At 31.7% G+C, this 24969-nt stretch carries 19 protein-coding genes and 3 pseudogenes; 18 read left to right on the top strand and 4 right to left on the bottom strand.

The genetic code is table 11. The features are described from left to right. From bsdcttw_RS19385 to bsdcttw_RS19325, 13 genes and pseudogenes are all read left to right on the top strand, one after another. Nucleotides 1-873 (top strand): NAD-dependent epimerase/dehydratase family protein, encoded by an 873-nt coding sequence (locus bsdcttw_RS19385; protein ID WP_185256457.1) that lies wholly within the window; start codon nt 1-3, stop codon nt 871-873. Nucleotides 874-899: 26 nt separating this feature from the next. Further along, entirely contained in the window at nt 900-2048 is a 1149-nt protein-coding gene (locus bsdcttw_RS19380; protein ID WP_185256456.1) for a glycosyltransferase family 4 protein, read from the top strand. Nucleotides 2049-2130: 82 nt separating this feature from the next. Beyond that, nucleotides 2131-3468, top strand: a complete 1338-nt coding sequence (locus bsdcttw_RS19375) for a GumC family protein (RefSeq protein ID WP_185256455.1) — start codon at nt 2131-2133, stop codon at nt 3466-3468. 73 nt (nt 3469-3541) lie between these two features. Beyond that, on the top strand, nt 3542-4678 hold the full coding sequence (locus bsdcttw_RS19370) for a glycosyltransferase family 4 protein (protein ID WP_185256454.1): 1137 nt from the start codon (nt 3542-3544) through the stop codon (nt 4676-4678). A gap of 14 nt (nt 4679-4692) precedes the next feature. Then, nucleotides 4693-5613 carry a glycosyltransferase family 2 protein gene (locus tag bsdcttw_RS19365; RefSeq protein WP_185259882.1) on the top strand — a complete coding sequence of 307 codons (921 nt, stop codon included), beginning with the start codon at nt 4693-4695 and terminating at the stop codon, nt 5611-5613. Beyond that, the gene (locus bsdcttw_RS19360) at nt 5610-6722 is read left to right on the top strand and encodes a glycosyltransferase (protein ID WP_185256453.1); all 1113 of its coding nucleotides are present in this window, start codon (nt 5610-5612) and stop codon (nt 6720-6722) included. The genes bsdcttw_RS19365 and bsdcttw_RS19360 overlap by 4 nt, the downstream gene beginning before the upstream one ends. Before the next feature lie 32 nt (nt 6723-6754). Further along, complete coding sequence (gene wzy / locus bsdcttw_RS19355) at nt 6755-8227, top strand: O-antigen polysaccharide polymerase Wzy (RefSeq protein ID WP_185256452.1); 1473 nt, start codon at nt 6755-6757, stop codon at nt 8225-8227. Beyond that, nucleotides 8224-9105 (top strand): glycosyltransferase family 2 protein, encoded by an 882-nt coding sequence (locus tag bsdcttw_RS19350; RefSeq protein WP_185256451.1) that lies wholly within the window; start codon nt 8224-8226, stop codon nt 9103-9105. The genes wzy and bsdcttw_RS19350 overlap by 4 nt, the downstream gene beginning before the upstream one ends. 42 nt (nt 9106-9147) lie before the next feature. Then, nucleotides 9148-10557, top strand: a complete 1410-nt coding sequence (locus tag bsdcttw_RS19345) for a lipopolysaccharide biosynthesis protein (protein ID WP_185256450.1) — start codon at nt 9148-9150, stop codon at nt 10555-10557. A gap of 32 nt (nt 10558-10589) precedes the next feature. Beyond that, nucleotides 10590-11156 (top strand): CatB-related O-acetyltransferase, encoded by a 567-nt coding sequence (locus bsdcttw_RS25345; protein ID WP_330602260.1) that lies wholly within the window; start codon nt 10590-10592, stop codon nt 11154-11156. A 93-nt stretch (nt 11157-11249) separates the two neighbouring features. Then, the gene (gene wecB, locus bsdcttw_RS19335) at nt 11250-12353 is read left to right on the top strand and encodes a non-hydrolyzing UDP-N-acetylglucosamine 2-epimerase (protein ID WP_185256449.1); all 1104 of its coding nucleotides are present in this window, start codon (nt 11250-11252) and stop codon (nt 12351-12353) included. Nucleotides 12354-12560: 207 nt separating this feature from the next. Then, nucleotides 12561-13175 (top strand): annotated as a pseudogene (locus bsdcttw_RS19330) (ISL3 family transposase); the annotation flags it as partial. A gap of 124 nt (nt 13176-13299) precedes the next feature. Next, nucleotides 13300-13632: pseudogene (locus bsdcttw_RS19325) on the top strand (transposase); the annotation flags it as partial. A 298-nt stretch (nt 13633-13930) separates the two neighbouring features. On the opposite strand, the gene bsdcttw_RS19320 reads toward bsdcttw_RS19325, so the two are convergent. Both bsdcttw_RS19320 and bsdcttw_RS19315 read right to left on the bottom strand, forming a co-directional pair. Next, nucleotides 13931-15121, bottom strand: a complete 1191-nt coding sequence (locus bsdcttw_RS19320) for an IS256 family transposase (RefSeq protein ID WP_185259880.1) — start codon at nt 15119-15121, stop codon at nt 13931-13933. A 343-nt stretch (nt 15122-15464) separates the two neighbouring features. Then, entirely contained in the window at nt 15465-17357 is a 1893-nt protein-coding gene (locus bsdcttw_RS19315; RefSeq protein WP_185259879.1) for a polysaccharide biosynthesis protein, read from the bottom strand. Between the two features lie 195 nt (nt 17358-17552). Between bsdcttw_RS19315 and bsdcttw_RS25105 the strand changes: the two are divergent. Further along, a pseudogene (locus bsdcttw_RS25105) lies at nt 17553-18132 on the top strand (transposase); the annotation flags it as partial. 177 nt (nt 18133-18309) lie between these two features. On the opposite strand, the gene bsdcttw_RS19305 reads toward bsdcttw_RS25105, so the two are convergent. After that, on the bottom strand, nt 18310-18780 hold the full coding sequence (locus bsdcttw_RS19305) for an NINE protein (protein ID WP_185256447.1): 471 nt from the start codon (nt 18778-18780) through the stop codon (nt 18310-18312). Between the two features lie 101 nt (nt 18781-18881). Continuing rightward, nucleotides 18882-20039 carry an SPFH domain-containing protein gene (locus bsdcttw_RS19300; RefSeq protein ID WP_185256446.1) on the bottom strand — a complete coding sequence of 386 codons (1158 nt, stop codon included), beginning with the start codon at nt 20037-20039 and terminating at the stop codon, nt 18882-18884. 319 nt (nt 20040-20358) lie between these two features. Here bsdcttw_RS19300 and bsdcttw_RS19295 point away from each other — a divergent pair, with 319 nt between their 5' ends. The 4 genes from bsdcttw_RS19295 (at nt 20359) to bsdcttw_RS19280 (ending at nt 24948) form a co-directional block, all read left to right on the top strand. After that, on the top strand, nt 20359-20799 hold the full coding sequence (locus bsdcttw_RS19295) for a hypothetical protein (RefSeq protein ID WP_185256445.1): 441 nt from the start codon (nt 20359-20361) through the stop codon (nt 20797-20799). A 426-nt stretch (nt 20800-21225) separates the two neighbouring features. Further along, on the top strand, nt 21226-22203 hold the full coding sequence (locus bsdcttw_RS19290) for an ABC transporter permease (protein WP_185256444.1): 978 nt from the start codon (nt 21226-21228) through the stop codon (nt 22201-22203). A 111-nt stretch (nt 22204-22314) separates the two neighbouring features. Further along, nucleotides 22315-23253, top strand: coding sequence for a carbohydrate ABC transporter permease (locus tag bsdcttw_RS19285; protein WP_185256443.1), 939 nt, complete (start codon nt 22315-22317; stop codon nt 23251-23253). 51 nt (nt 23254-23304) lie between these two features. Continuing rightward, nucleotides 23305-24948, top strand: coding sequence for an ABC transporter substrate-binding protein (locus bsdcttw_RS19280; RefSeq protein ID WP_185256442.1), 1644 nt, complete (start codon nt 23305-23307; stop codon nt 24946-24948). Nucleotides 24949-24969: the final 21 nt, after the last annotated feature.

Genomic DNA, 24969 nt, shown 5'->3' with positions numbered 1-24969 from the left:
ATGAAAAAAGTATTAATTACAGGTGCAAATAGCTATATAGGGACATCTTTTGAGAAATGGATGCAGCAATGGCTTAATCAATACATAATTGACACTGTTGACATGATTGATGGTAAATGGCGTGAAAAAGACTTTTCTATGTATGATATAGTGGTTCATGTAGCAGGAATAGCCCATGTTGATATAAAAAAAGCAACAAATGAAATTAAAGAACTATATTTTAGAGTTAATCGGGACCTGGCAATAGAAACTGCTGTAAAAGCAAAAAAAGATGGAGTTAAACAATTCATTTTTATAAGTAGTATAATTGTGTATGGAGATAGTAGTCAATTTAATAAGTGTAGAATAATTGATCAAGATACAATACCTCATCCTTCCAATTTTTATGGTGAGAGTAAACTACAAGCTGAAAACGTAATTAATGAAATGCAATGTGAAACCTTTAGAGTTGCAATTATTAGACCACCTATAATCTATGGGAAAGGTTCAAAAGGTAATTATACTATTCTAGCAAAATATGCGTGCAAATTTCCGATATTCCCCAATGTTGAGAATCAAAGAAGTATGCTTTATATTGATAATCTTTGTGAACTTATCCATATGATTATAGATAATGAAGATTGTGGATTATTCTTTCCACAAAATGAAGAATATATCAAAACTAGTGAATTAGTTAAAAGGATAGCAGAGGTGCATGGTAATAAAATAATATTAACCAAATTGTTTAATCCATTCCTATACTTTTTTAGTTTTAAAATTCAGATTATTAATAAAGTATTCGGAAGTTTGGTTTATGATAAAGGTATGAGTAATTATTCAAGAAAATATCAAGTGTATAATTTGGATGAGTCAATTATAAAAACGGAAAAATAGTTTTAGTATTTTTTAAAGGAGATAGAATGAAAAAAGTTTTAATGACAGCATCAGTTGCTTCTATGATTGATTTATTTAATAAGAATAATATAGATATTCTCCAAAATGATTTAGGATATAAAGTAGATGTAGCCTGTAATTTTCATCATGGAAGTATTACGAGCCAAGAGCGTGTAAATGAATATCGTAATGAGCTGGAAACTATTGGAGTAAAGACGTATCATGTTCCAATTCCGCGAAGTTTAATGGGAATTAAAGATATAATTAAGTCCTATCACTTATTAAAAGAAATATCTCAAGTAAATAAGTATGATATCATACATTGCCATTCACCAATTGGTGGTGTTATAGCTAGACTAGCATGCAGAAAGCAGAGAAAAAATGGAACAAAAATTGTATATACAGCCCATGGCTTTCATTTTTTTAATGGTTCATCAATTAAAAGCTGGATGCTCTATTACCCTATAGAAAGATTTTGTGCTAGATATACAGATTGCCTTATTACGATTAATAAAGAAGATTATTTGAGAGCATGCAAATTTAGAGCAAAAAAAGTTGAGTATGTACCAGGAATAGGGATAAAAACAAATGAATATCATTCTAAATTTGATAGGGTGACTAAAAGACAAGAATTTGGAATAGAAATTGATGATTTTTTGTTAATTAATGTAGGGCAGCTATCAAAAAGAAAAAATCAAGAAATATTAATAAAAGCATTGGCCAATATTTCGAATTTACGAGTAAAATTATTGATTTGTGGACTTGGTGAACTTGAAAAATATTATAAGGAGTTAATTGAGAAACTTCATCTTGAAAATAGAGTAATCTTAACAGGATACAGGGGTGATGTTAAAAATTTATTACAAATATCTGACTGTTTTTTATTTCCATCTTTACAGGAAGGACTACCAGTAGCTCTTATGGAAGCAATGGCAGTAGGGTTACCAGTTGTTTGTTCTAGTATTCGAGGTAATATCGATTTAATTGATGAAAATGGAGGTTATCTAATAAAAACCTTTGATATTAAGGAATATACAGAAGCAATTATTAAAATAACTGAAGACGAAAATCTATGTAAAAAGATGGGGAAATATAATGAAAATATAATTAAAGAGTTTGATATGAATATAGTAAATAATAAAATGAAATATATTTATAATGATTTAGCAAAATAATAATATAAAGAAAATACAAGATTTAGTATGTTATAAAGTTATAGAACTTAAGATAAATTTTAGCTATTACAGGAGGACTTTTATGTACAAAGAGTTTAGTTTAAGGCATTTTATAGAAATATTTTTGAAGGGAAAATGGATTATTTCTGTTATTACGATTATTTCAATTGTTATTTGTGGAATGTACAGTTTCATTTTTGTAAAGCCAGCATATAATGCAACTACAGTATTATCGACAAATCCAATCCAAAAAGTGCAGAATAATAATTCGTCTGATGAAATTTCAGAAATGATAGGTTCTCTTGGTCAATATCCAGATATGACTGTTGAAACTTATAAGGAACAATTTTTAAATCCTACTGTTTTAGGAGAAACTATAAATGAATTAAATCTAACTGATAAAAATGGTAAGCATATATCGCTGAGTAATTTAGCGAGTAAGGTTACAGTGAGCATTGTGAATGGGACTAATCTTATAAAAGTTATTGTAAACTATAATAATTATGAAACAGCTGCTAATATTGCTAATAAACTTTCAGAAAAATTTATTACATATATCTCAAATAATTCAAAAAAGTTGGGTGAGCAAGCCTCTAACGTTATTGAAGCACAGATGGAAGATGAGGAAAAAAAGCTTGAAGAACAAGCCGAGATAGTCCAGAAATACCTTGCTTCTGCTCCTGATGTTGACCAAATGAAACTTGAAATAGAAGCATTGAATAAACAAATAACAGATTATAAGGGACAATTAAATAATGTTGAAAAGCAAATAGTAGCTGATAATAATACGCTGCAAACAATAAAGAAACAGACAAATTTGGATGTAAAAATTGATTTAAGCGATACTATTAATTTTAATATACCTTTAGATAAAGATATTACTGAGGATAGTAAAAATTCTTCTGAAGACAGTAAAGATACGTCTGATGTTAGCAATAATTCTGACCAAGACGAAGAGAAATCCAATACTGAATTGCAATTAGGTATTGAGGATGCAAATAAGCTTCAAGAAGCTATAATTACAGTAAAAATAACTGAAATTGAAACTAGATTATTACAAAATATATCTCAAAGGGCTGCTTTGAAAGAAAAAACAACTGGAATGGCAAAGGATTTGGAAGAACTTCAGTCTACATTAGCAAAAGAGCAATATAAATACAATGCTATAAAAAGAAATTATGATTTGGCTGAACAAACTTATAATGCATATCTAGAACGTCATAAAGAATCAATAATTACAGCTGCTTCAAATATTGGAGAATCTGCAATTATTATATCGTCACCAGCTGTATCATCAGATATACCAGTGGGTAAAAGTAAGTTATTTTATATTGCACTTGGAGGAGTGTTTGGGATAATTTTGGGAGTATTAATTGTTTTATTTGATGATTATTGGAAAATGAGTAAATTGAAAATATAATATAATTATATTTTTTATTATATTAGGAAATAAACCTTTGAATGATTATTATTCAAATGAGAAAGGTTAAGATATGCAAGATAAAAGTGTAATTTTTTTAAGATCTAATCCAGTGGATCCTGATTCAAGAGTTGAAAAAGAAGTGAATACACTTATAAAAGCAGGCTTTAGTGTCACTATTTTAGCATGGGATAGAAGCAACAAATATAAGATTAAAAAGTTTGAACTTCAACTAAGAGACGGACTAGCAACAATATATCGTTTTGGTATACCTTCAATTTATGGGAGTGGATTTAAAGATAATTTATTCCCTCTGTTTAATTTTCAATTAGAGCTTTTTAGCTGGCTTTTTAAAAACAAAAATGAATATAAAATAATACATGCATGTGATTTTGATACAGCATTTGTATCTTACATTTGTGCTAAAATTTTTAATAAGAAATTTATCTATGATATATTTGATTATTATGTAGATGCTTTTCATGTTCCAGGTAAAATTAAAAAAATTATTGAGAAATTAGATCATAAAATTATTAATTCTTCTGACGGAGTAATAATATGTTCTGAAAAAAGAAAAGAACAAATTTTAGGAACTAAGCCCAATAATTTGACTATTATACATAATTCTCCTGATCTTTTACAAAATAATTGTAACTCACTGAATCTTGATATTAGTAAAATAAAAGTAGTTTATGTAGGAATATTAAGTGAAAATAGATTTCTAAAGGAATTATCAGATGTTATAATTGAAAAATCAAATTGTGAGTTACATATTGGAGGTTTTGGTTTATTAGAGGACTATTTTGAGGAAAAATCAAAAAAATTTAAAAATATAAAGTATTATGGTAAATTATCTTATGATAAAACTTTAGAGTTAGAGTATAATTGCGATATAATTACGGCCATCTATGACCCCTCCATAAAAAATCACAAATATGCAGCACCAAATAAATTTTATGAGGCATTAATGCTGGGGAAACCAATTATTATGGTAAAAAACACAGGGATGGATGATATAGTATTAGAAAATGGAATTGGAGAAGTAATTGATTATAATATTGATAGTCTTAAATATCACCTTGATAAATTAATAAGTTATAATAAAGAATGGGCGAATATTTCAAAAAAAATGACTGACATATATAATAATCAATATAGCTGGAATAAAATGGAAATGAGATTAGATGACCTATATAGTAAAATAATATAAGAATGAGAGATAATATGACTCCATATATTACAGTATTTACGCCTACATATAATAGATTTAATTTATTGCATTATTGTTATAACAGCTTAAAAAGGCAAACAATAAAAAATTTTGAATGGTTAATAATTGATGATGGTTCAACAGATAATACAAAAGAATTAGTAGAAAAATGGATGAATGAAGAAAAAGATTTTCATATTAATTATAGATATAAAAATAATGGCGGATTACACACAGCTTATAACATGGCAATTGAGAATATGAATACTGAATTATGTATATGTATTGATTCTGATGATTTTTTGCCTGATAATGCAATTGAAATTATATTAAAACTTTGGGAAGAAAAAAAGGATAATCAGTATGCAGGAATAATTGGTTTAGATTATGATATTAATGATAATATAATCGGTGATAAATTACCAGAAGTTAATAGTATTAATCTTAATTATATGCTTGTTAATAAAATTGGATGTGGTGACAAAAAAATAGTTATGAGAACCGAACTATACAAAAAAGTTGCGCCAATGAAAACGTTTAATAATGAAAAAAACTTTAATCCAAATTATTTAAATACACTTATAAGTGAAGATTATGACTTTTTAGTTCTAAACAAAAATTTATGTTATGTTGAATATCAACAAGATGGAATGAGCAGCAACATATATAAACAATATATAAATAGTCCAAATAGTTTTGCTGAATTAAGAAGATTGTATATGACAATTCATCATGCTGATATTAAATTTATATTAAAGAATGCTATACATTATGATTCAAGTTGTATAATTTCTAAAAATTATAATGATATATTAAGCAAATCACCTCGAAAATTATTAACATTATTAGTTTTTCCTATAGGAATAATATTATCTATATATATTAAGTATAAATACAAAAAAGTTATTAAACAAAAACATGGAGGAAAAAATTGAAAAAAATTTTATTTTGTATTCCTAATTTAATGGATGGAGGAGCAGAAAAGGTTCTTGTAAATTTGGTTAATAATCTTGATACTGAAAAATATCAAATTTCTATTTTTACTATAATTGATTTTGGAGTTAATAAAAAGTTTTTAAATAGTAATATACGATATCAATATTTGTTTAGCAGGTATTTTAGAGGAAATTCTATTGTTTTAAAACTTTTTTCTCCGTCATTCATTTATAAGAAGTTTATTAAAGAAGAATATGATATTGTGATAGCATATTTAGAAGGTTCTGCTGCCAGAGTAATTAGTGGTTGTTCATTTATTAATAGTAAGAAAATAGCTTGGATACATACTGAACTAACAAGTGTAAAAGCATTAATTAGTGGCTTTAGAACTTTAACTGAATCATTATCATGTTATAATAAATATGATATGATAGTATGTGTATCGCAATCAGTAAAATCTGCTTTCTTAAATATTACAAAATTAAGTGTTCCGACTCAAGTACTCTATAATACAAATGAAACTGAAATAATTAAGCAAAAAAGTGTTGAACAAGTAGATGATTTGGAATTTGATTCGAATATTTTTAAAATATGTACAGTTGGAAAAATAATAGAATCAAAAGGAATAGATAGATTAGCAAGAATACATAAAAAACTTATTGATGAAGGTATAGAAAATCGTATATATGTTTTAGGAAAAGGAAAAGAACAAAAGAAAATAGAATTATTCTTGAAAGATAATGGATTATCTAAAACATTTATATTTGTCGGGTATAAAGATAATCCTTATAAGTATGTTTCAAAATGTGATTTATATGTTTGTGCTTCAAAAAAAGAAGGATTTAGTACCGCAGTAACAGAGGCTATGATTATAGGAATTCCTGTTATTACAACAAATTGTGCAGGTATGAAAGAGATACTTGGTGAAAAAAATGAATACGGATTAATTGTTCCTAATGATGAAAGCAGCCTTTATTATGGTATGAAAGAGTTGATCAAGAATCACGATATATTAGAACATTATAAATTTCAAGCTAATATAAGAGGTTGCCAATTTAGCAAAGATAAAACAATAGCTGAAGTAGAAAACTTGCTAGATAATATTTAAAGATCTAAAAAATCTAATTAGGGTGTATGATTATGCAATTTGATAATATTAAAAATAGAGCTAATTATTATTTAATATTTTATTTTTTATTAAATATAAGTATTTTATTAATAGGAATAATATACTTGAATTTTTGTAAGGGTTACCAAAGAATAGACGTAAAGATATGGGAACTCATAGGTCTGTTTATTTTTGTAACTGGATCCATAATATGGATTAGAATTGAAAATAATATTCTAAGTGCGTGGATGATTTTTTTATTATTATCTTATATGTATTGGTTTGGACAGCCTTTTTTGGATTTGTTTGGAATACTTCCAAAATTAGCAGAGTTAAATTCATACAGTAATGAAAGCTTAGTTGCAGCTTTAGTATATCAATGTTGTGGCATGGGTTTTATGCACCTTGGAGCAATATTTTACAAAACTCGAAACATTAATAAAGCCGTTAAAACAGTAGAAATTTTTAGGTTTGAAGACATATCTTTAAGAAAGGCAGTGAATAAAATAGCACTCGGAATGTTTATCTCTTCAGCTCCTTATATTTTTGTAAATTTAGGTCAAAGAGTATATACATCTGTGACATATGGATATTTAGCGTTATACCAGACCCAAAAACAACCAAATGGAGTTTTAGGATCATTATATAATATAATATCTTCTTTATCCATTCTTTTTATACCATCTTTATTCTTTTTATTAGCAGCAAATAAAGATAATAAAAAGTTTAAGCTATTTTTATATATCATATTCGGAATATTTATTTTGGGATCTTTGTATATTGGCGACAGAAGTGTCTCAATGGGATTGAGTTTATGTTTATTACTATTCTATCATTGTTCCATTAAGCCGTTTAAACAAAAAAGGTTTATATTATTAGTTTTTATTGGATTAATGTTTGTGATTATAGTTCCATCAGCTGGTAAATTAAGAGGAATGGAAGCCAGAACATTTTCAGATGTTTTTGTTGTGATTGGGAAAACGATTACACAAGATAACTTTATTATATCAACTTTAACATCAATGGGATTTTCTTTATTTCCTATGGTCAAGACAATAGAACTAATTCCTAAAGTTCAAGATTATAGTTATGGGGTAGAATATATTGCAACAGTACTTGCGATTATTCCTAGTATCATACTGTTTGGATATAGTTTTACGTCAATTGCCGCATTACCAGACTGGTTAAAGAGTAATTTGCATATGGACTATGGACCGGGTTATTCTATCATTGCTGAATCTTATTACAACTTTGGATGGCTCGGATTGCCAATAATGAGTATATTTGGCTATATAATACAAAAATATTTTACAAATAAAAAACATTATAGCGAAAAAGTATTATATGATGCGCAGATCTGTATTATTCTATATTTTTTGACACTTGTAATAAGAAATTCTTTAACATTATTTTTTAGAAATGTTTTTTATGGAATTATTATTCCTATTATATTAATTAAATTATTATATAATTGGGAAAAGAGAAATGGAGAAATATACGAATGATAACAGTACTTACTGCTACTTATAACAGAGGGAATATATTACATTACTTATATAATTCTTTATTAGAGCAAACATCCAAAGATTTTGAGTGGATTGTTATTGATGATGGATCAGAAGATAATACTGAAATAATTGTAAATAAATGGATATCCGAAACACCAAATTTTAATATTTCATATTATAAAATGAAAAATGGTGGAAAGCACAGAGCGGTTAATTTAGGAGTAACTTATGCCAAATATTCATATATTTTCATTGTTGATAGCGATGATTACCTATTGAATAATACTATTGGAAAGATTCATGAATGGATTAAAACAATAAGTCATGATAATACTTTTGCTGGAGTTTCTGGAGTAAAGGGGTATGATAAGGATAGTATTGTTGGAGAATATCCAAAATTAAAAAATAAAAATTATATTGATGCCACTAATTTACAACGAAATAAATTTCATCTTAATGGGGATAAAGCGGAAATTTATCGTACAGATTTATTAAAAAAATATCCTTTTCCAGAATTTGAAAATGAAAAATTCGTAACTGAAGCCACAGTATGGAATGCTATAGCATATGATGGATATAAAATAAGGTGGTTCAGAGATATAATTTATATTTGTAAATATAATGAAGACGGATTAACTCAAATGGGTATAGATAAAGAAATTAATAGTTATAATGGATTCGTTCATTTCATTAAACAGAGAATGAAAACAGAAAAGGGAATTAATTATATAAAAGCAATATGCACTTTTACAAATGTATCTAGAAAGAAAGGCTATAATACTTTACAAATGTCAAATATATTAGGAATCAATTTATTATTTATAAAACTAATTAATATTATTGATAGTTTGTACAGAGTTATAAAAAGTAGTTAATATAAATAGGAGAAATACATATAATATGTATAGATTGCCTTCATGAATAAATTAACAAGATTTATTAAGACTTCTGGAGTGTATTTTATTGGTAATGTATTATCTAAATTAATTTCATTTATCCTATTGCCATTATATACATATAAGATCTCTCCAGAACAGTATGGTGAGTTTGACGTAATTATAACAATCATGAACTTTTTAATTCCAATTTTATTCTTTCAGATATGGGATGGAATGTTTAGGTTTACATTTGATAAGAAAAAAGAGAAAGATAAATATGTAATTGTATCAAATTCTTTGTTTATATCTTTCATAGGGATTTTATTGTGTTCCGTTTCTATCGTTATTTTTTATCATGTTTTTCCTTTTAAAAATGTATGGTTGGTGTTTTTTTATGGGATTTCATTCGCACTACAATATCACTACTCGTATATTGCTAGAGCTTTTTTAAAAAATAATCTCTTTGTTTTTACTGGTTTTATAAATAGTTTATTAAGTGCATTTTTTAATATTATACTAATATTATATTTTCATATGGGTATTGAATCTCTGTATATTTCTCCGATTATAGGTTGTTTTGTACAAATATTTATAATTGAAATATCTCTGAATCCACTTAAAAACCTAAATATTAAAGTCTTGGATTTTAAACTTATTAAAGAAATGTTAAGGTTTTCTATTCCTTTATGTATTGCTACAATATCATATTGGTTATTAAGTGGGTACACAAAAGTTGTAATTTCGAAACAGCTAGGTACTTATGAAAATGGACTATATGCAGTTGCTAATAAGTTTTCTGTAATGATTTCATTGATAATAAGTGTATTCCAATATGCATGGAATGAGATGGCTTATAGTATGGCTGCAGATGATAACAGGATAGATAGTTATAGAAAGAGTATTCAATACATTTTACAAATTGTTTTATTAGGTAGCGGAATATTTATGTTGTTTACAAAGATTGTATTCCCGTATTTTGTTAATGCATCTTATAAGGACGCATTATTAATAGTTCCATTATCTATAATTGGAGTAGCAATTAATTCTTTTGCCGGTTTTCTGGGAACAATATTTATGACGGAGAAACAAACTCGATATATATTATGGACTACTATTATAAGTGCAATTGTGAATTTGATTGGATCATTCTTTATTGTTGCAGCTTGGGGACTACAGGGGGCGATTGGAACTTTATGTTTTGCTTTTATTGTTTTAGCATTCATGCGACTTCGAGCCTTAGAAGCACTATTTCACTTTAAATTATCCAAAAAAAACATAATATATATCCTTTTATTAATCGTATCAGTATACTTATACTATTCATTTACTAATCCTTTTGCATTAATAATTTGTATAGTTGTATATAGTATTATTTTATTATATAGTTTAAAAGATATAATACATCCATTCTTGTATAATTATTGGAGAAAAGTAGGTATAAAGAAGTGAGAAGTACGTTCAATAGCTTAAAGAGGATATTGTTGATTCTTTACAATAGGAAACATAATACTAAAATCTATAGTATTCTTGCAAGTAAAAAGGCCAGGTATGGTTATCAAGTTTTAATTTCAGAAAATACAACTATTTCAGATAATGTTGAAATTGGGGATTATAGTTATGTAAATAAAGGTTCATATATTGAAAATTGCCAGGTTGGTAAATTTTGCTCTATATCATCAGGGGTGTATATTTGTCCATTTGAGCACAATTACACAATGGTGACAACGCATCCAATAGTCCGTAATGGTGAAGTCGCTGCATCTAGAGCTAAAGTGATAATTGGAAATGATGTACTAATCAGTCTCAATGCTATCATATTGGAGGGAGTTACAATAGGAAGCGGGGCTGTTATAGGAGCAGGAGCAGTAGTGACAAAGGATGTGAAACCTTATGAAATTGTAGGGGGGGTTCCCGCAAAGCATATTAAATATCGTTTTTCAGAACATGAGATTAATCGATTATTAGAATTAAAATGGTGGGATTGGGATATTTTGAAAATTAAAAGGAATATAGGTTTTTTAAAGAGGGAAAGTGATATAATTATATAGTGCTACTTAATTCTAGTTAGTTTACATTAATATGATTTTGGATTATCATAAAATAAAATATAAATAATTGTATGAAATACATAGAGGTTCTATATGAAAAAAATTATGTTAGTTTTTGGTACAAGACCAGAGGCAATTAAGATGTGTCCGTTAGTAAAAGAGTTGAATATGCGAAAGAATATAAAAACAGTTGTATGTGTTACTGGTCAACATCGTCAAATGTTAGATCAAGTACTAAAGGTATTTGAAATTATACCTGATTATGATTTATCTATTATGAAAGATAAACAAACTCTTTTTGACTTAACAACAAATATATTAATACGTATAAAAGATATTCTTGAAGTGGATAGACCAGATATTGTTTTGGTTCATGGAGATACTTCAACTGCTTTTGCAACTGCCTTAGCTTGCTTCTATTTTCAGATACCAGTAGGGCATGTTGAAGCTGGTTTACGTACATATAATATATACTCGCCATATCCGGAAGAATTTAATCGACAGGCAGTTAGTATAATTGCAAAATATAATTTTGCTCCAACAGAGCAAGCTAAAAAAAATTTGCTCAAAGAAGGAAAAGAGTCATCAAAGATTTTTGTTACAGGGAATACAGCCATTGATGCACTTAAAACAACAGTCAAAGAAAATTATAATCATAAAGACTTAGATTGGGCTTTAGGTAGTAGACTAATTATGTTGACTGCACATAGAAGAGAAAATATTGGTGAACCAATGAAGAATATGTTTAGAGCTATAAAGAGAATTATTAATGAATATTCAGACATTAAGGTTATTTATCCAATTCATATGAACCCTATTGTTCGAAATATTGCAAAGGAAATATTAAGTGAATGTGACAGGATACGCATAATAGAACCTTTGGAGGTAATAGATTTTCATAATTTCCTTTCGAATTCTTACTTAATTCTTACTGATAGTGGTGGTATTCAAGAGGAGGCTCCAAGTTTAGGTAAACCTGTATTAGTAATGCGAGACAATACAGAGAGACCAGAAGGTATTGCTGCTGGAACTTTGAAGTTGGTAGGAACGAATGAGGATATAATTTACGAAAATTTTAAATTGTTGTTAGACAATGAAAAAGAGTATATAAAGATGAGTCAATCAAGTAATCCATATGGGGATGGGTTTGCCTGCAAAAGAATTGCTAATATATTAGAAAGTGATTTGTGCGATTGAAAATTGAACATGTCAACAACTGAAGAGTAAGCGTCAAATAAAGCGCTTACGAGGCCGTTTCAAAATCCGTGTAAACTCAAAAAACTGATATAAAATTTAAGTTGTTATTTATGGGCAAGGCCATTTTAAGTGGATCTTGCCCATGCTTGTATTATAAATCTGTTTTTGGGTTGTCAAGTAAAACTCCCCTTTGGCAGTTTTATTACCTTGGTTATATACTTTAGGAACCGCACCCAAAGACATCGAGTGAAGTTCTTTATCTGTGATATGTGGGAACCGTATGTAGACTTGGCGAAAGCCTATTTTCCTAATGCAACTATTATAATTGACAAATATCACTTCATTCGATATGTTACTTGGGCGATTGAAAACGTAAGAAAACGCCTTCAAAAGAAGATGCCTTCGAATTTGCTCAGGTACTACAAGAGAAGCCGGAAGCTGATACTTACAAGATATAATAAACTAAAAGAGGAGAACAAGAAGGCTTGCGATCTGATGCTACTTTATAATGATGATCTGAGGACTGCCCACCGACTTAAGGAATGGTTTTATGAAATCTGCCAGAGCGAGAAGTATAAGTATCAACGGGAAGGATTCTGGGAATGGGTGAAGACAGCTGAAAAATCAGGTATTCCCGAATTTGAAGCCTGTGCGAAGACTTATCGGAATTGGTCACAAGGTATTTTGAATGCCTTTAAGTACAAATATACCAACGGACCTACAGAAGGGTATAATAACAAGATAAAAGTATTAAAAAGGGTATCTTTTGGCATGAAGAATTTCGAGAGGTTCCGTACAAGGATTATACATAGTTCTATCTAAATAAAAAGAAGACGGCAGGAGGTTTATTTCTCATGCCCTAAAACATGGATTATAGACCAGTACATTAAAATAGCTCTAAACTCAGTGATGGAGTGGGATTCAAATGAATCCCACCCCATCATTGACAAAGAGCCGTAAATACAGGCGAACATTTCATTCAGATCAAGGTTGGGCTTACCAAATGAAGGTTTATGGTAATAAGCTAAAAGAAAATAAAATCTTCCAAAGTATATCCCGGAAAGGAAACTACCATGATAATTCAGTAATGGAAAACTTCTTTGGAATTATGAAACAAGAGATGTATTATGGTGCGGTTTATTATAGCTATGAGGAACTGAAAGAGACAATAGACAAATACATAAAGTATTATAATGAAAAACGAATTAAAGAGAAACTAGGATGGATGAGTCCCGTGGAATACAGGCTCAGCCTCGAGGCCGTTTCAAAGTCCGTGTAAACGCAAAAAACTGATATAAAATTTAGGTTGTTATTTATGGGCAAGGCCATTTTTAAGTGGATCTTGCCCATTCTTGTATTATAAATCTGTTTTTGGGGTTGTCAAGTAAAACTCCCCTTTGGCAGGAGGCCGTTTCAAAGTCCGTGTAAACGCAAAAAACTGATATAAAATTTAGGTTGTTATTTATGGGCAAGGCCATTTTTAAGTGGATCTTGCCCATTCTTGTATTATAAATCTGTTTTTGGGGTTGTCAAGTAAAACTCCCCTTTGGCAGTTTTATTACCTTGGTTTATATACTTTAGGATAGCCTTTCTTCAAAGAATATCTCCAACTGGGAGTGAATCTGTCCCCAGTCCTGACGGTGTCCGGTCCATTTTTTCGTTATGTCCATCGTGGCTAGATATAGCATTTTCAGAAGACTATCATCTGTGGGAAATACCGTTTTGCTTTTGGTAACTTTCCGAAGCTGCCGGTTAAAACCCTCTATGGCATTTGTGGTATAAATTAGTCTGCGAACGGCTTCGGGATATTTGAAATATGTTGAAAGGTTAACCCAGCTGTCCCTCCAAGACTTTGCTATTTTAGGGTATTTTCCTCCCCATTTTTCATCAAACGAATCCAGTTCGTTTAATGCGATATCTTCTGTAGGTGCGGCATATACACGTTTTAAATCAACCATGAGTGTCTTGATATCTTTGTAAGATACAAACTTTGTTGTATTTCGGATTTGATGAATAATACACTGTTGAATTTCTGTTTTCGAAAAAACCGCATCAATGGCCTGAGGAAATCCTGTCAGACCGTCTACGCATGCAATCAGTATATCTCTCACGCCACGATTCTTTAAACCATTCATAATAGAAAGCCAGAATTTCGCACTTTCATTTTCTCCGACATACATACCAAGCACATCTTTGTGTCCGCTCATATCAATACCGATGGCAATATAAACTGCTTTTTTGACAATTCGTCCTTCACTTCTTACATGAAAATGTATAGCATCCATGAATACCACTGCATAGATTTCTTCCAGTGGTCGTTCCTGCCATTCTTTCACGATAGGGAGTATTTTATCTGTGATTCGGCTGATAGTACTGTCTGAAATATCTACACCATAAAGTTCCTGCATATGGCTCTCAATATCTCCAGTTGTCATTCCTTTGGCATACATGGAAATGATTTTTTCCTCCATGTCCTGGGTCAGAGTATTTTGATATTTCTTAACGATTTTAGGCTCAAACTCCCCAATTCGGTCACGGGGAACGTCCAGTTCCATGTCGCCATAACTGGTATGTAATGTTTTTGAGTTATAGCCATTTCTGCTGTTATCTGTTTCTTTGTTCCGGAAATCATACTTAGAGTAACCCAGTTCCTCATCCATTTCGCCATCTAGGCTTCCTTCTAGGATAACAGACATCATTTCTCTCATGAGAGCATTGACGTCTGTTCCATTCTTGACCGGATTTTCTTTCAGATACCCATTAACCATTTCTCGTAGTGCTTGTCTTTCGGGAGATTCGTCCCTTCTTCTCTTTGCCATAAAATAAAACCTCCAAACTGAGTAATTTTATTTTACATCAGTTTGGAGGTTTACACAAACTTTGGGATACTCCCTCAGCCTCCTGGCTGCATAAAATTATTGCGTAGCAGTTAAAACTACTACGCAGTAAAGTCTAACTTATTGGGTCACATCAATTATATTTTACATCAGATTGAAGGTTTACACAGTCTTTACGCCGTCTAGTTTATTGTTGAAAATTCAAAAAAGTATTAAGTAAATATAAGAAGGTAAATAATAGCTTTATGCAAACATCTTACTTGCCTTTACAGTATTAAATTTCTTTACTTATTGCCACATATTGTATGGAATTAAAGGAATCAGGATGATAGGTAGGCACTAATTCAATAATATGTTCTCTAATGTCATCTACCTCCTCTTTAGCTGCTTTTTCTAATTCTAAGACTTTCTTTAAAAATTCATCTGGGTCAATATCTATTTGCTTACCAACGAATATTAGTTTATTATTAGTAGAAGATAGGCCTTCCTCCTCCATTAGAAGCTCTTCAAATAATTTTTCTCCTGGACGTAGTCCCGTGTATTCAATTTCTATATCTCGGCCTGGTTCATATCCAGATAGGCGAATTAGATTTTTTGCCAATTCTGCAATCTTTACTGGTTCGCCCATATCTAGTATGAATATTTCTCCGCCTTTTGCATAAGCACCAGCCTGAAGGACTAAGGATACGGCTTCGGGAATAGTCATAAAGTAACGTATAATATCAGGATGTGTTACTGTAACAGGACCACCTCTTTGTATTTGGGCTTTAAATAAGGGTATAACACTACCATTGCTACCCAGTACATTTCCAAAACGAACTGCTACAAATTCAGTAGGTGATATCTTATGAAAGGATTGGATTATTAACTCGCATATTCTCTTGGAAGCACCCATTACATTGGTTGGATTAACGGCCTTGTCAGAAGATATAAGAATAAATTTCTTAACTCCATACATATGGGCAGCCATAGCCATTTTATATGTGCCACCTACATTATTCTTAATTGCTTCATTCGGACTATTCTCCATTAATGGAACATGTTTATGGGCGGCTGCGTGATAAATCACATCAGGATGGTATTGTTCCATTATCTTATGTATGCGCTTAGTATTTCGAACAGAAGCTATTAAGACAGTTAAATTAAGGGATGGATATTTAATTTTAAGTTCTTGCTCAATAGCATATGCGTTATTTTCATATATGTCTAAAATTATTAACTGTTTGGGGTTATGGCTAGCTAATTGTCTGCATAATTCACTCCCAATTGAGCCCCCACCACCAGTGACAAGAATAATCTTACCACTTATGTAATTTATAATTTCATCTGAGTTAATCCTTATAGGCTCCCTGCCTAATAAATCATCAATCTCAACATCTCTTAGTTCTGTAACGCTGACCTCACCATTAATTAATTGATACATACCAGGAAGTATTTTGAGAGTACAGTCTGTTTGTTTACATATATCAAGAAATTCACGTATTACCTTTTTACTAACAGAAGGCATAGCAATTATTATATTGGTTATTTCATATTTTTTAACTGCTTTTAATATATAATTTCTATCACCAACTACTTTAATCCCTTGAATATAGTTACCGAGTTTATTTTTATTGTCGTCAATAGCGCATATGACACTACCATTTATAAATACACTACTAGAAATTTCTCTAATAATGGAACTTCCTGCTTCTCCAGCACCAATAATCATTATACGTTCCTCTATCTCTTCAAAATTTCTACGTGAGAGTCTCCTTAAAGAGCGGTAGAAAAAACGTATCATACTAATGAAGAAAATCATAAATAAGGTGCTTAATGGATAGTAGCTTCTTGGTACACTTATTTCTAATATGTAATTCATAACTATAAGCTGGATAACACCGGCACTTATGCAAGCAAATAGAATATTTGTAAGTTCATCAATACCTGCATATTTCCATAAACTGTTGTAAAGTCTAAACAATGCAAAAATTATTATTGTTATAATAGTATTAACAAGGGTGTAAGATAATACTGCTTCAGAATAATTTGTTGGAACCTGACTTATTCGAAAGTCAAAGCGAATAACGAGTGCTAAAAAGGATGCAATATTAATAAAAATGGTGTCAAGTATTATTAGGAATAGTCTTCTGATAAATAGCTTTTTGTCCTTCATTATTTGTTTCATAAGTCTCCTCAAAGCTATAGAATATTCATTTTTTATTTTACTCATTTATATATAGCTAATTGAATATTCTTTAGTTCTTTATTTTAATTTCTATTTAAATAACCTCTGATTTTATATCTTATCACAATTACTTATTTCTTACAATAATTTTGATCAATTAACAGTAATATCTATAATATATATTTTATATTCTATTTCGCCTATACAGTAGAAAACGCATGTGATAGGAACGGCTGGATATTAGGCTATTCCATAGACTCAATCAAAGAGATAGGAATGAAAACCCTTATTGCAGATATAGGTTATAAAACACCAGCTATTACAACGTGCTGATTGATGATGGGATAAATCTGCTATTCGTATAAATGATGAAAGAAGGATTTTTCAAAAATATGAGTATGCTTATGATGAATATTATAATTGCAATGTTTGTCCAAACAACCAGGTACTTCGTTATAGCACAACAAACCGAGATGGATATTGAGGATACAAAAGGCTGTAGGATGATCTGTGAAAGCTGTCCTTATTTATCTAAATGTACAGAGAACAGAAATTATGTAAAAGTAATTACAAGATATAATGGGAACCCTATGGGGAAGGTTGTGAAGATATACGCCAAATACTTAGAATGAAGGATTTTTATGCCAGGAGAAAGGAAACAATCGATAGATTATTCGGAACGGCAAAGGAGAATCAGAGGTTCGGATATACATAAGTGTCTGGGAAAGCTCGAATAGAAATGAAAGTCGAGCTGAATTTTATATGTATGAATTTATAGAAGCTAGCAAAGATGAGACAGTGAAACAAGTCTTTTAAGGCAAGCTTTAAGAGTTTTTAAAAGAAATACGAAAAATAAGAAATAAACATAGACAAATTGACCTAAGATTCACATCCTAGAGTCGATTTGTCTACAGTCCGAGCACCTACCCCTAAAGGCGCATGATATCTCCACTTACATAATCCTTACAAGATACTTCCTCTGAAAGCTCTCATCACTAGAGCACAGATAAACAATACCTTCTATTACCCCAATAAATACCGGTATGCCGGTCCAGGCAAAGAGCAGACACAAGATACCCATACCGATTTTCCCTAAATAGAATTTATGTATACCAATACCGCCAAATAAGATAGCCAGAATTCCTGCAGCTATTTTACTCTTTATTGGCCAGTTAGGATCAATACCACTAGTATAACTTCTTTCATAATATGGTTGGTTAATAACCTGGGATTGAAACTGTGGCTGAGATTGAAATGGAGAGCGGACTTGAGACACAGATTCAGCCATATTCTCATTGTTTTCAGAAGATTGATAGTAATGCTGTTGATTGGTCTGTTGCTGCTTGATTTTCTCACCACAATATTTGCATTGAGCACTTGTATCTATGGGAGCACCACATTGGGGACATGTATTTTGGCTCATAATTTCCTCCTGTTTGAATGTATAAATGATAAATTAGAACTAACTTTAAAATAGTATGAACATTAGAATATACTAAAGTGGATGCTCGCCTATAAATTCACTTATCCTTGTGGATTAATCATTACCTTCTTTCCACATTCCGGGCAGAATTTGGATCCAACAGGCAGTTTATTACCGCATTCACATTGCAGGTTTCCAAGCGCAAAACCACATTCCGGACAGAACTTGGACTTACTATTTATCAGCTTGCCGCAGGCTGGACAGGGTATTTCATTTTCTTGCGGCTTCTCCTTTAATAATGTACCGCATTCACTGCAGAATTTCGTAGTTGCACTATTCGTGGTATGACAGGAAGGACATATGACAGAGCTGCTCTGAGTTGTGGTATTAGGAATGGTTTGAGTAGGAATGTTTCCCATATTCATTGCAGCATTTAATCCGATACCACCGGCAACAAAAGCTCCTGCAATCCCCGTCGGGTTATTGGCAGCACCTTCATAAACATCAAAAGTTCGTTTGGTTGTATAACGGTTATCACCGATTATCTCAAAGGCTGCTTTGTCCTCAAGGAGCTCATTTATTTTTTCAAAATCCTCATCGGGAAAATTAATGGATTGAATATAAAAGTTCACAACTGTAAATCCATACTGGGCAAATTCCGTTGAAATCTGTTCTTTGGTATATTGCGATAATTCTTCCAGCTTTGTGGAGATTTCAAGGGCGGATATCTTTTCTGATATGATAGTGGAAGAGATAATGGATTTTACTTTTAGGACTATCAAACCACGGTAGAATTCCTTTATTTTATCATATCTTACGAGATCAGCCTGATCCATTCCACCAAGTAATTCATGAAAGAAACCGGTATAATCCTGGAGCTTTAAGCCCATTTGTCCAAAGGCTCGGACTCTTAATTTAACAAAGTATTTTGGATCGATGAGTTGGATGGGATCAGTGGTACCCCAATTAATATCAAGTTTCGCGGCAGTGTTTATAAAGTAAACCTCTGCGCTGAAGGGTGTTTTTCCTCCAAAGGGAAGATTTACGAAATTTTTTAATAAGGGAAGATTCTGTGTACTCAGCATATGTGTTCCTGGATAAAAAACATCACAAACACTTCCGTTCTTTACAAATATAGCAGCTTGTCCTTCTTGGACAATTAATTGTGTTCCATAAACCAATTGATCGGATGGGTGTTTGTAGATGATCCAATCACGGTTTCTAAGTCCGTCAAATCTTACGACATCTATTAAAGCCATAGTTATATTCCTTCCCTGACATGTTCTTATATGAAGTGGAATTTTCTAGTATATTTAAAAGAATATTACCATAAAAGGTAGAAAATATCAATATTCTAGGTAAGGAACTGTAAAAATCAGCCATATAGAAAGCAGGGTGAAAATTAACTTTTTCGTTTAGTTGAAATTATTCTCAGTATATTTCAGTGATATATGGGTTGACTATCTTGGTAGTAAATGGTAATATATGTATATATTAATTTACTTGAATCCGGATAGAGCAAATAATATACAACTTATACATGACCAGCACATTAACAGAAGAAAGGTGGTTTATCGAATGAAAAAAGTTTTATCTCGTATTTTAGCAATAGCCATTGCTATTGTATTATTTTCTGCACCGTCAACAGCACAGGCAGCCAGCAGCAGTCTAACTTTAGTTCGAAATGACAGTGGGGTAAAAATCTATCAGTGGTTACCGGAGCCATTTCATATTACACAAGGTAATTATAATACCCTTGCCGATTTCACAACCAGTGATTGGAAATGGCATGTCCCTGCCAATAAATCTTTTAACTTCTGGTTTAATTTTACTCAGGCTTGCAATTATACATATATAGTTAATGTAAACGGGGATACTTACATATATAAAAGTGTAGTTGGCAGTAATGGTACACAATTTACGATACCTGCATCGTCTACTGATTCTATTGTGAATGTTTTAGTAATTGCTGATTCAGGTAATGTTTATCAGGATGCATACTATGGAATAATTAATTAGTCACATATTTAATAGAAGTAAAATAATTAGATGAAATAAATTTTTATATCTCCAATCCTGATTTGGGTTGGAGATATTTTTTATACCTTGATCAAGTATTCGTCCAGGCATTCTAAAAGTGCTGTATAATCTTCATCTCCATACCATAGTGGTTCATTCTATGCCTTCTATTATATTAATTTAAAGATCCCTTGTATTTCATAATTGACGTTCAACGTCTGGTCTGTAAAACTACCTTGTCTATGTTGAAAAAGCACAAAAAAACACATACTTAGCAAGAAAAACTATAACGAATAACATATATAAACAAATAATAACAATTCTATTTCATTACTATTGCGTTAAAATCATGTAAAATTAATATAAACAAAGACGATAATAAATAATTTTTACATAGACACAGAAAGAAGACAGGAGGATAAATTTATGGCTAAGGTTATGACTGAGGCAAAAAGAAAGGAGAGAAGCTGGGGACGGACGAAAAAGACTTTATTATTACTTAGCATGGTTGCACCCGGCGCCATCTGGCTGCTTTTGCTGCGTTATTTGCCCATGTTTGGTATTGTTATAGCTTTCAAACATTACACTATCTATAAGCCACCGGGTAATAAAACACCTAATATTTTTGGAAATGTATTACATAGCAAGTGGGTAGGGTTTGATAATTTTAAGTTCATGTTTAAGACTACAGATTCTTGGACAATGATACGTAATACCCTTGGGTATAATGCTCTTTGGATTGTTCTTGGTATTATTATTGCAGTCAGCTTTGCTATCATGCTGGATCAGATAACTAATAAGTTTGTAGCTAAGAGCTACCAGACATTAATGTTTTTTCCATATTTTCTAAGTTGGGTGGTTGCTAGTTACTTTGTACTTGCATTTCTTGATCCTACAAGAGGACTCATTGTTCATTTTCAACAATCCCACGGGATGAGTGTTACTAATTGGTATAATGAATCGAAGTATTGGCCTTTTATCCTTACAATTGCAAATATGTGGAAGTATATAGGATATTCAACAATTCTTTACCTTGCTGCAATTACCGGTATTGACAACACTCAGTATGAAGCTGCCAGTATCGATGGAGCAAGCAAATGGCAGCAGGTATGGTATGTTACAATTCCACATCTGAAAACAATGATTATTATTTTATTTATTATGAATGTCGGAAAGATATTTAATGCCGATTTTGGACTTTTCTACAGTGTGCCTCAAAATTCAGGCCCGTTGTTTCCTACAACGCAGGTAATTGATACTTATATTTATCGTACATTAATGGCTACCCATAATGAAGGAATGAGTACTGCAGCAAGCTTATTGCAGAACTTTGTTGGATTTGTCTGTATTATGGCGACGAATACCATTGTGCGAAAAGTAGATAAAGAAAGTAGTTTGTTCTAGTCAACTTTTAGTATAAGTATGGTTACTTCTTATTCTATTAATTTAACCAGTAGATTTGCTGTATGGATGATTGACAGGAATAAATTTAGACGAGGAAAGTTAGGGTGAATTATGAGCAAAGAAAATTATGCAGTTGTGTATAAAAAGAAAAAAAGGCAGCTGAACTCAATTAGTGTACCAGCAGAAGTTATTATAAATGTAATATTGGGACTTTTCTGTCTCGCATGCATTATCCCCTTTATATTTGTTGTTATTATCTCCTTTAGTTCCCAGGAAAGCATCAGGCAGATAGGCTTCTCTTTCTGGCCTGTAAAATGGTCATTGCAAGCTTACAAATATGTCATAGATTTAGGTGCCATGCTTTGGCTTTCGTATTTTAACAGTTTTTTTGTAACCATTGTAGGAACAATCTTAAGTGTACTTATATGTGTACTGTATTCATACGCACTATTCCGTAAGGATTTTAAGTTTAGAGGATTCTTTACCTTTTTTAGCTTCTTTACGATGCTTTTTGGCGGCGGACTTGCACCTACCTATATGGTATGCAAGAATTTGCTGGGACTCAGTGATAATTATGCAGCATTAATTGTCCCAATGCTTGTCAATCCTTTTAATATTATTATTATGAGGACATTTTTCCAGTCATCCGTACCGACTGAATTAATTGAGTCGGCAGCAATTGATGGCAGTGGAGAGTATAATACGTTGTTTAAGATTATTGTTCCGATTTCAAAACCTGGTATAGCAACCGTTGCTTTATTAAATGCATTAGCCTATTGGAATGAATGGTTTATTCCCATGCTTTATATTAAGGACCCGAAATACATACCTTTGCAGTATCTCTTGATGAAGATGCAGAATCAAGCTGATTTCTTGGTTAGAAATGCAGGAGTACTAGGAGCAGAAGCGTCCAAGATTATGGCAACAATTCCACAGGATACACTGCGTATGGCTTTAGTTGTTTTAATTGTTATTCCGATTGCCTGTGCATATCCTTTTTTCCAAAGATTTATTATCTCAGGTCTTACAATTGGTTCCGTAAAAGGATAAGTTCGGCAGTTAATGCTGCCGCTTATATAAAAAAAAGGAGGATTTATATTTATGAAGAAGGTAGTATCTATCATCCTTACACTGGTTCTGGTGTTTTCATTAGCTGCCTGTGGTAATAAGGAAAACAAGAATACTTCCAGTAATGCAGGAAGTACTAATCAGAGTACGAACTCAGGTACTAATAACGGAGGCACCGATGCCGCCGCTACCAATGCAGCAACAGATACCGCTGCAACACCTGACATTTCTGAGCCGGTTACTATAAAATGGTATCTTACTGGTAGTGATGTAAAGAATGACAAAGATGTACTTGAGAAAGCAAATGCTTACTTAAAAGAAAAGCTGAATGTAACATTGGAACCTATCTGGGGAACATGGGGTGACTATGATAACAATGCCGTACTTGCTATTAACGGCGGTGACGATGTTGATATTTACTTTACAAGCTCCTGGAGTGCAGATGAGTATAATGCATTCGCTAAAAAAGGCGCATGGGTTCGTCTTGACAATCCGGACAACAATTTGATTGAAAAATATGCTCCCGACCTTTGGAAAGCACTTCCTACTGTATTAACAGATGGTGCTAAGATCAATGGTTCTGACGGTTTAGGTGTATATGCAGTTCCCGGTTACAAAGATATCGCTACACAGAACTGCTGGGATATCAACGTTCCCTTACTTCAGAAATATGGCTATACAGTTGATGATATCAAGAATACGGACTATTATGGATTTGGCGATATCTTAAAGAAAGTAAAAGAAGGCGAAGGCGCTGATTTCTATCCTCTGTTAGTAGAAGGTGCTGTACTTGAAAGAATGGTAGACAATTCTATTATTGTTACTGGTGATGCAGGAACAAATAACCTTCTTTCCTACTACATCAATCCTACAGATCCTTCTCAGCCCGGAAGCTATGGCAACAAGATCTTAAGCAAATTTGAAACACCTGAATATAAGAAATTCGTAGAAAAGACTCGTGAATATTTTAGTGCCGGTTATATTGATCCTGCAATGGGCAATGCAAATCAGGCAAATGATACCCGTACAGCAAAACAGCTTTCCGGTCAGTATTTAATCGGAACACAGAGCTACTCCCTTGGTTATGAAGTACAGGCAAGCAGCGAACGTAAATTTAAAGTAGAAATGGTTCCCTGCACACCTGCATATGTTGATACAACATCTTCACAGGGTGCTATGATGGCTATTTCCACTTCCTCCAAGAATCCTGAACGTGCTATGATGTTCCTTAATCTGTTGAATACAGATCCTACCCTGTTCACCTTATTAGATTATGGTATTGAAGGTACACACTATACCTTAAAAGACGGCAAAGTTGCATTTACAGATACACGTGCAGAATATAAGCCTTGGACAAATGGTATGGGAAATATTACACAGCTTCCTCCTTTAGACGGACAGGATGCTAATTTCTGGGATAACTTTAAATCATATTATGGTTCTGCTAAGAGTATTCCTGCACTAGGCTGGGCATTTGATCCTGCTAATGTTGAGACCGAATTAGGTTCCCTTGCTAACGTTGCTGCAGAATATGCACTTTCCTTAAATACTGGAACAGTTGATCCTGCAACAGAATTACCGAAGTTCATCCAGAAGTTAAAAGACAATGGAATTGACAAGGTAGTAGACGAAGCTAATAAACAGTTAACAGACTATTTAGCAGCAAAAGGTAAATAATTACTCCTATAATATTAAAGC

Source organism: Anaerocolumna chitinilytica (assembly GCF_014218355.1).
GTDB classification, from domain to species: Bacteria; Bacillota; Clostridia; order Lachnospirales; family Lachnospiraceae; genus Anaerocolumna; species Anaerocolumna chitinilytica.
Note: the sequence above shows the minus strand (reverse complement) of the source record. Positions and strands in the feature narration are given on the sequence as shown.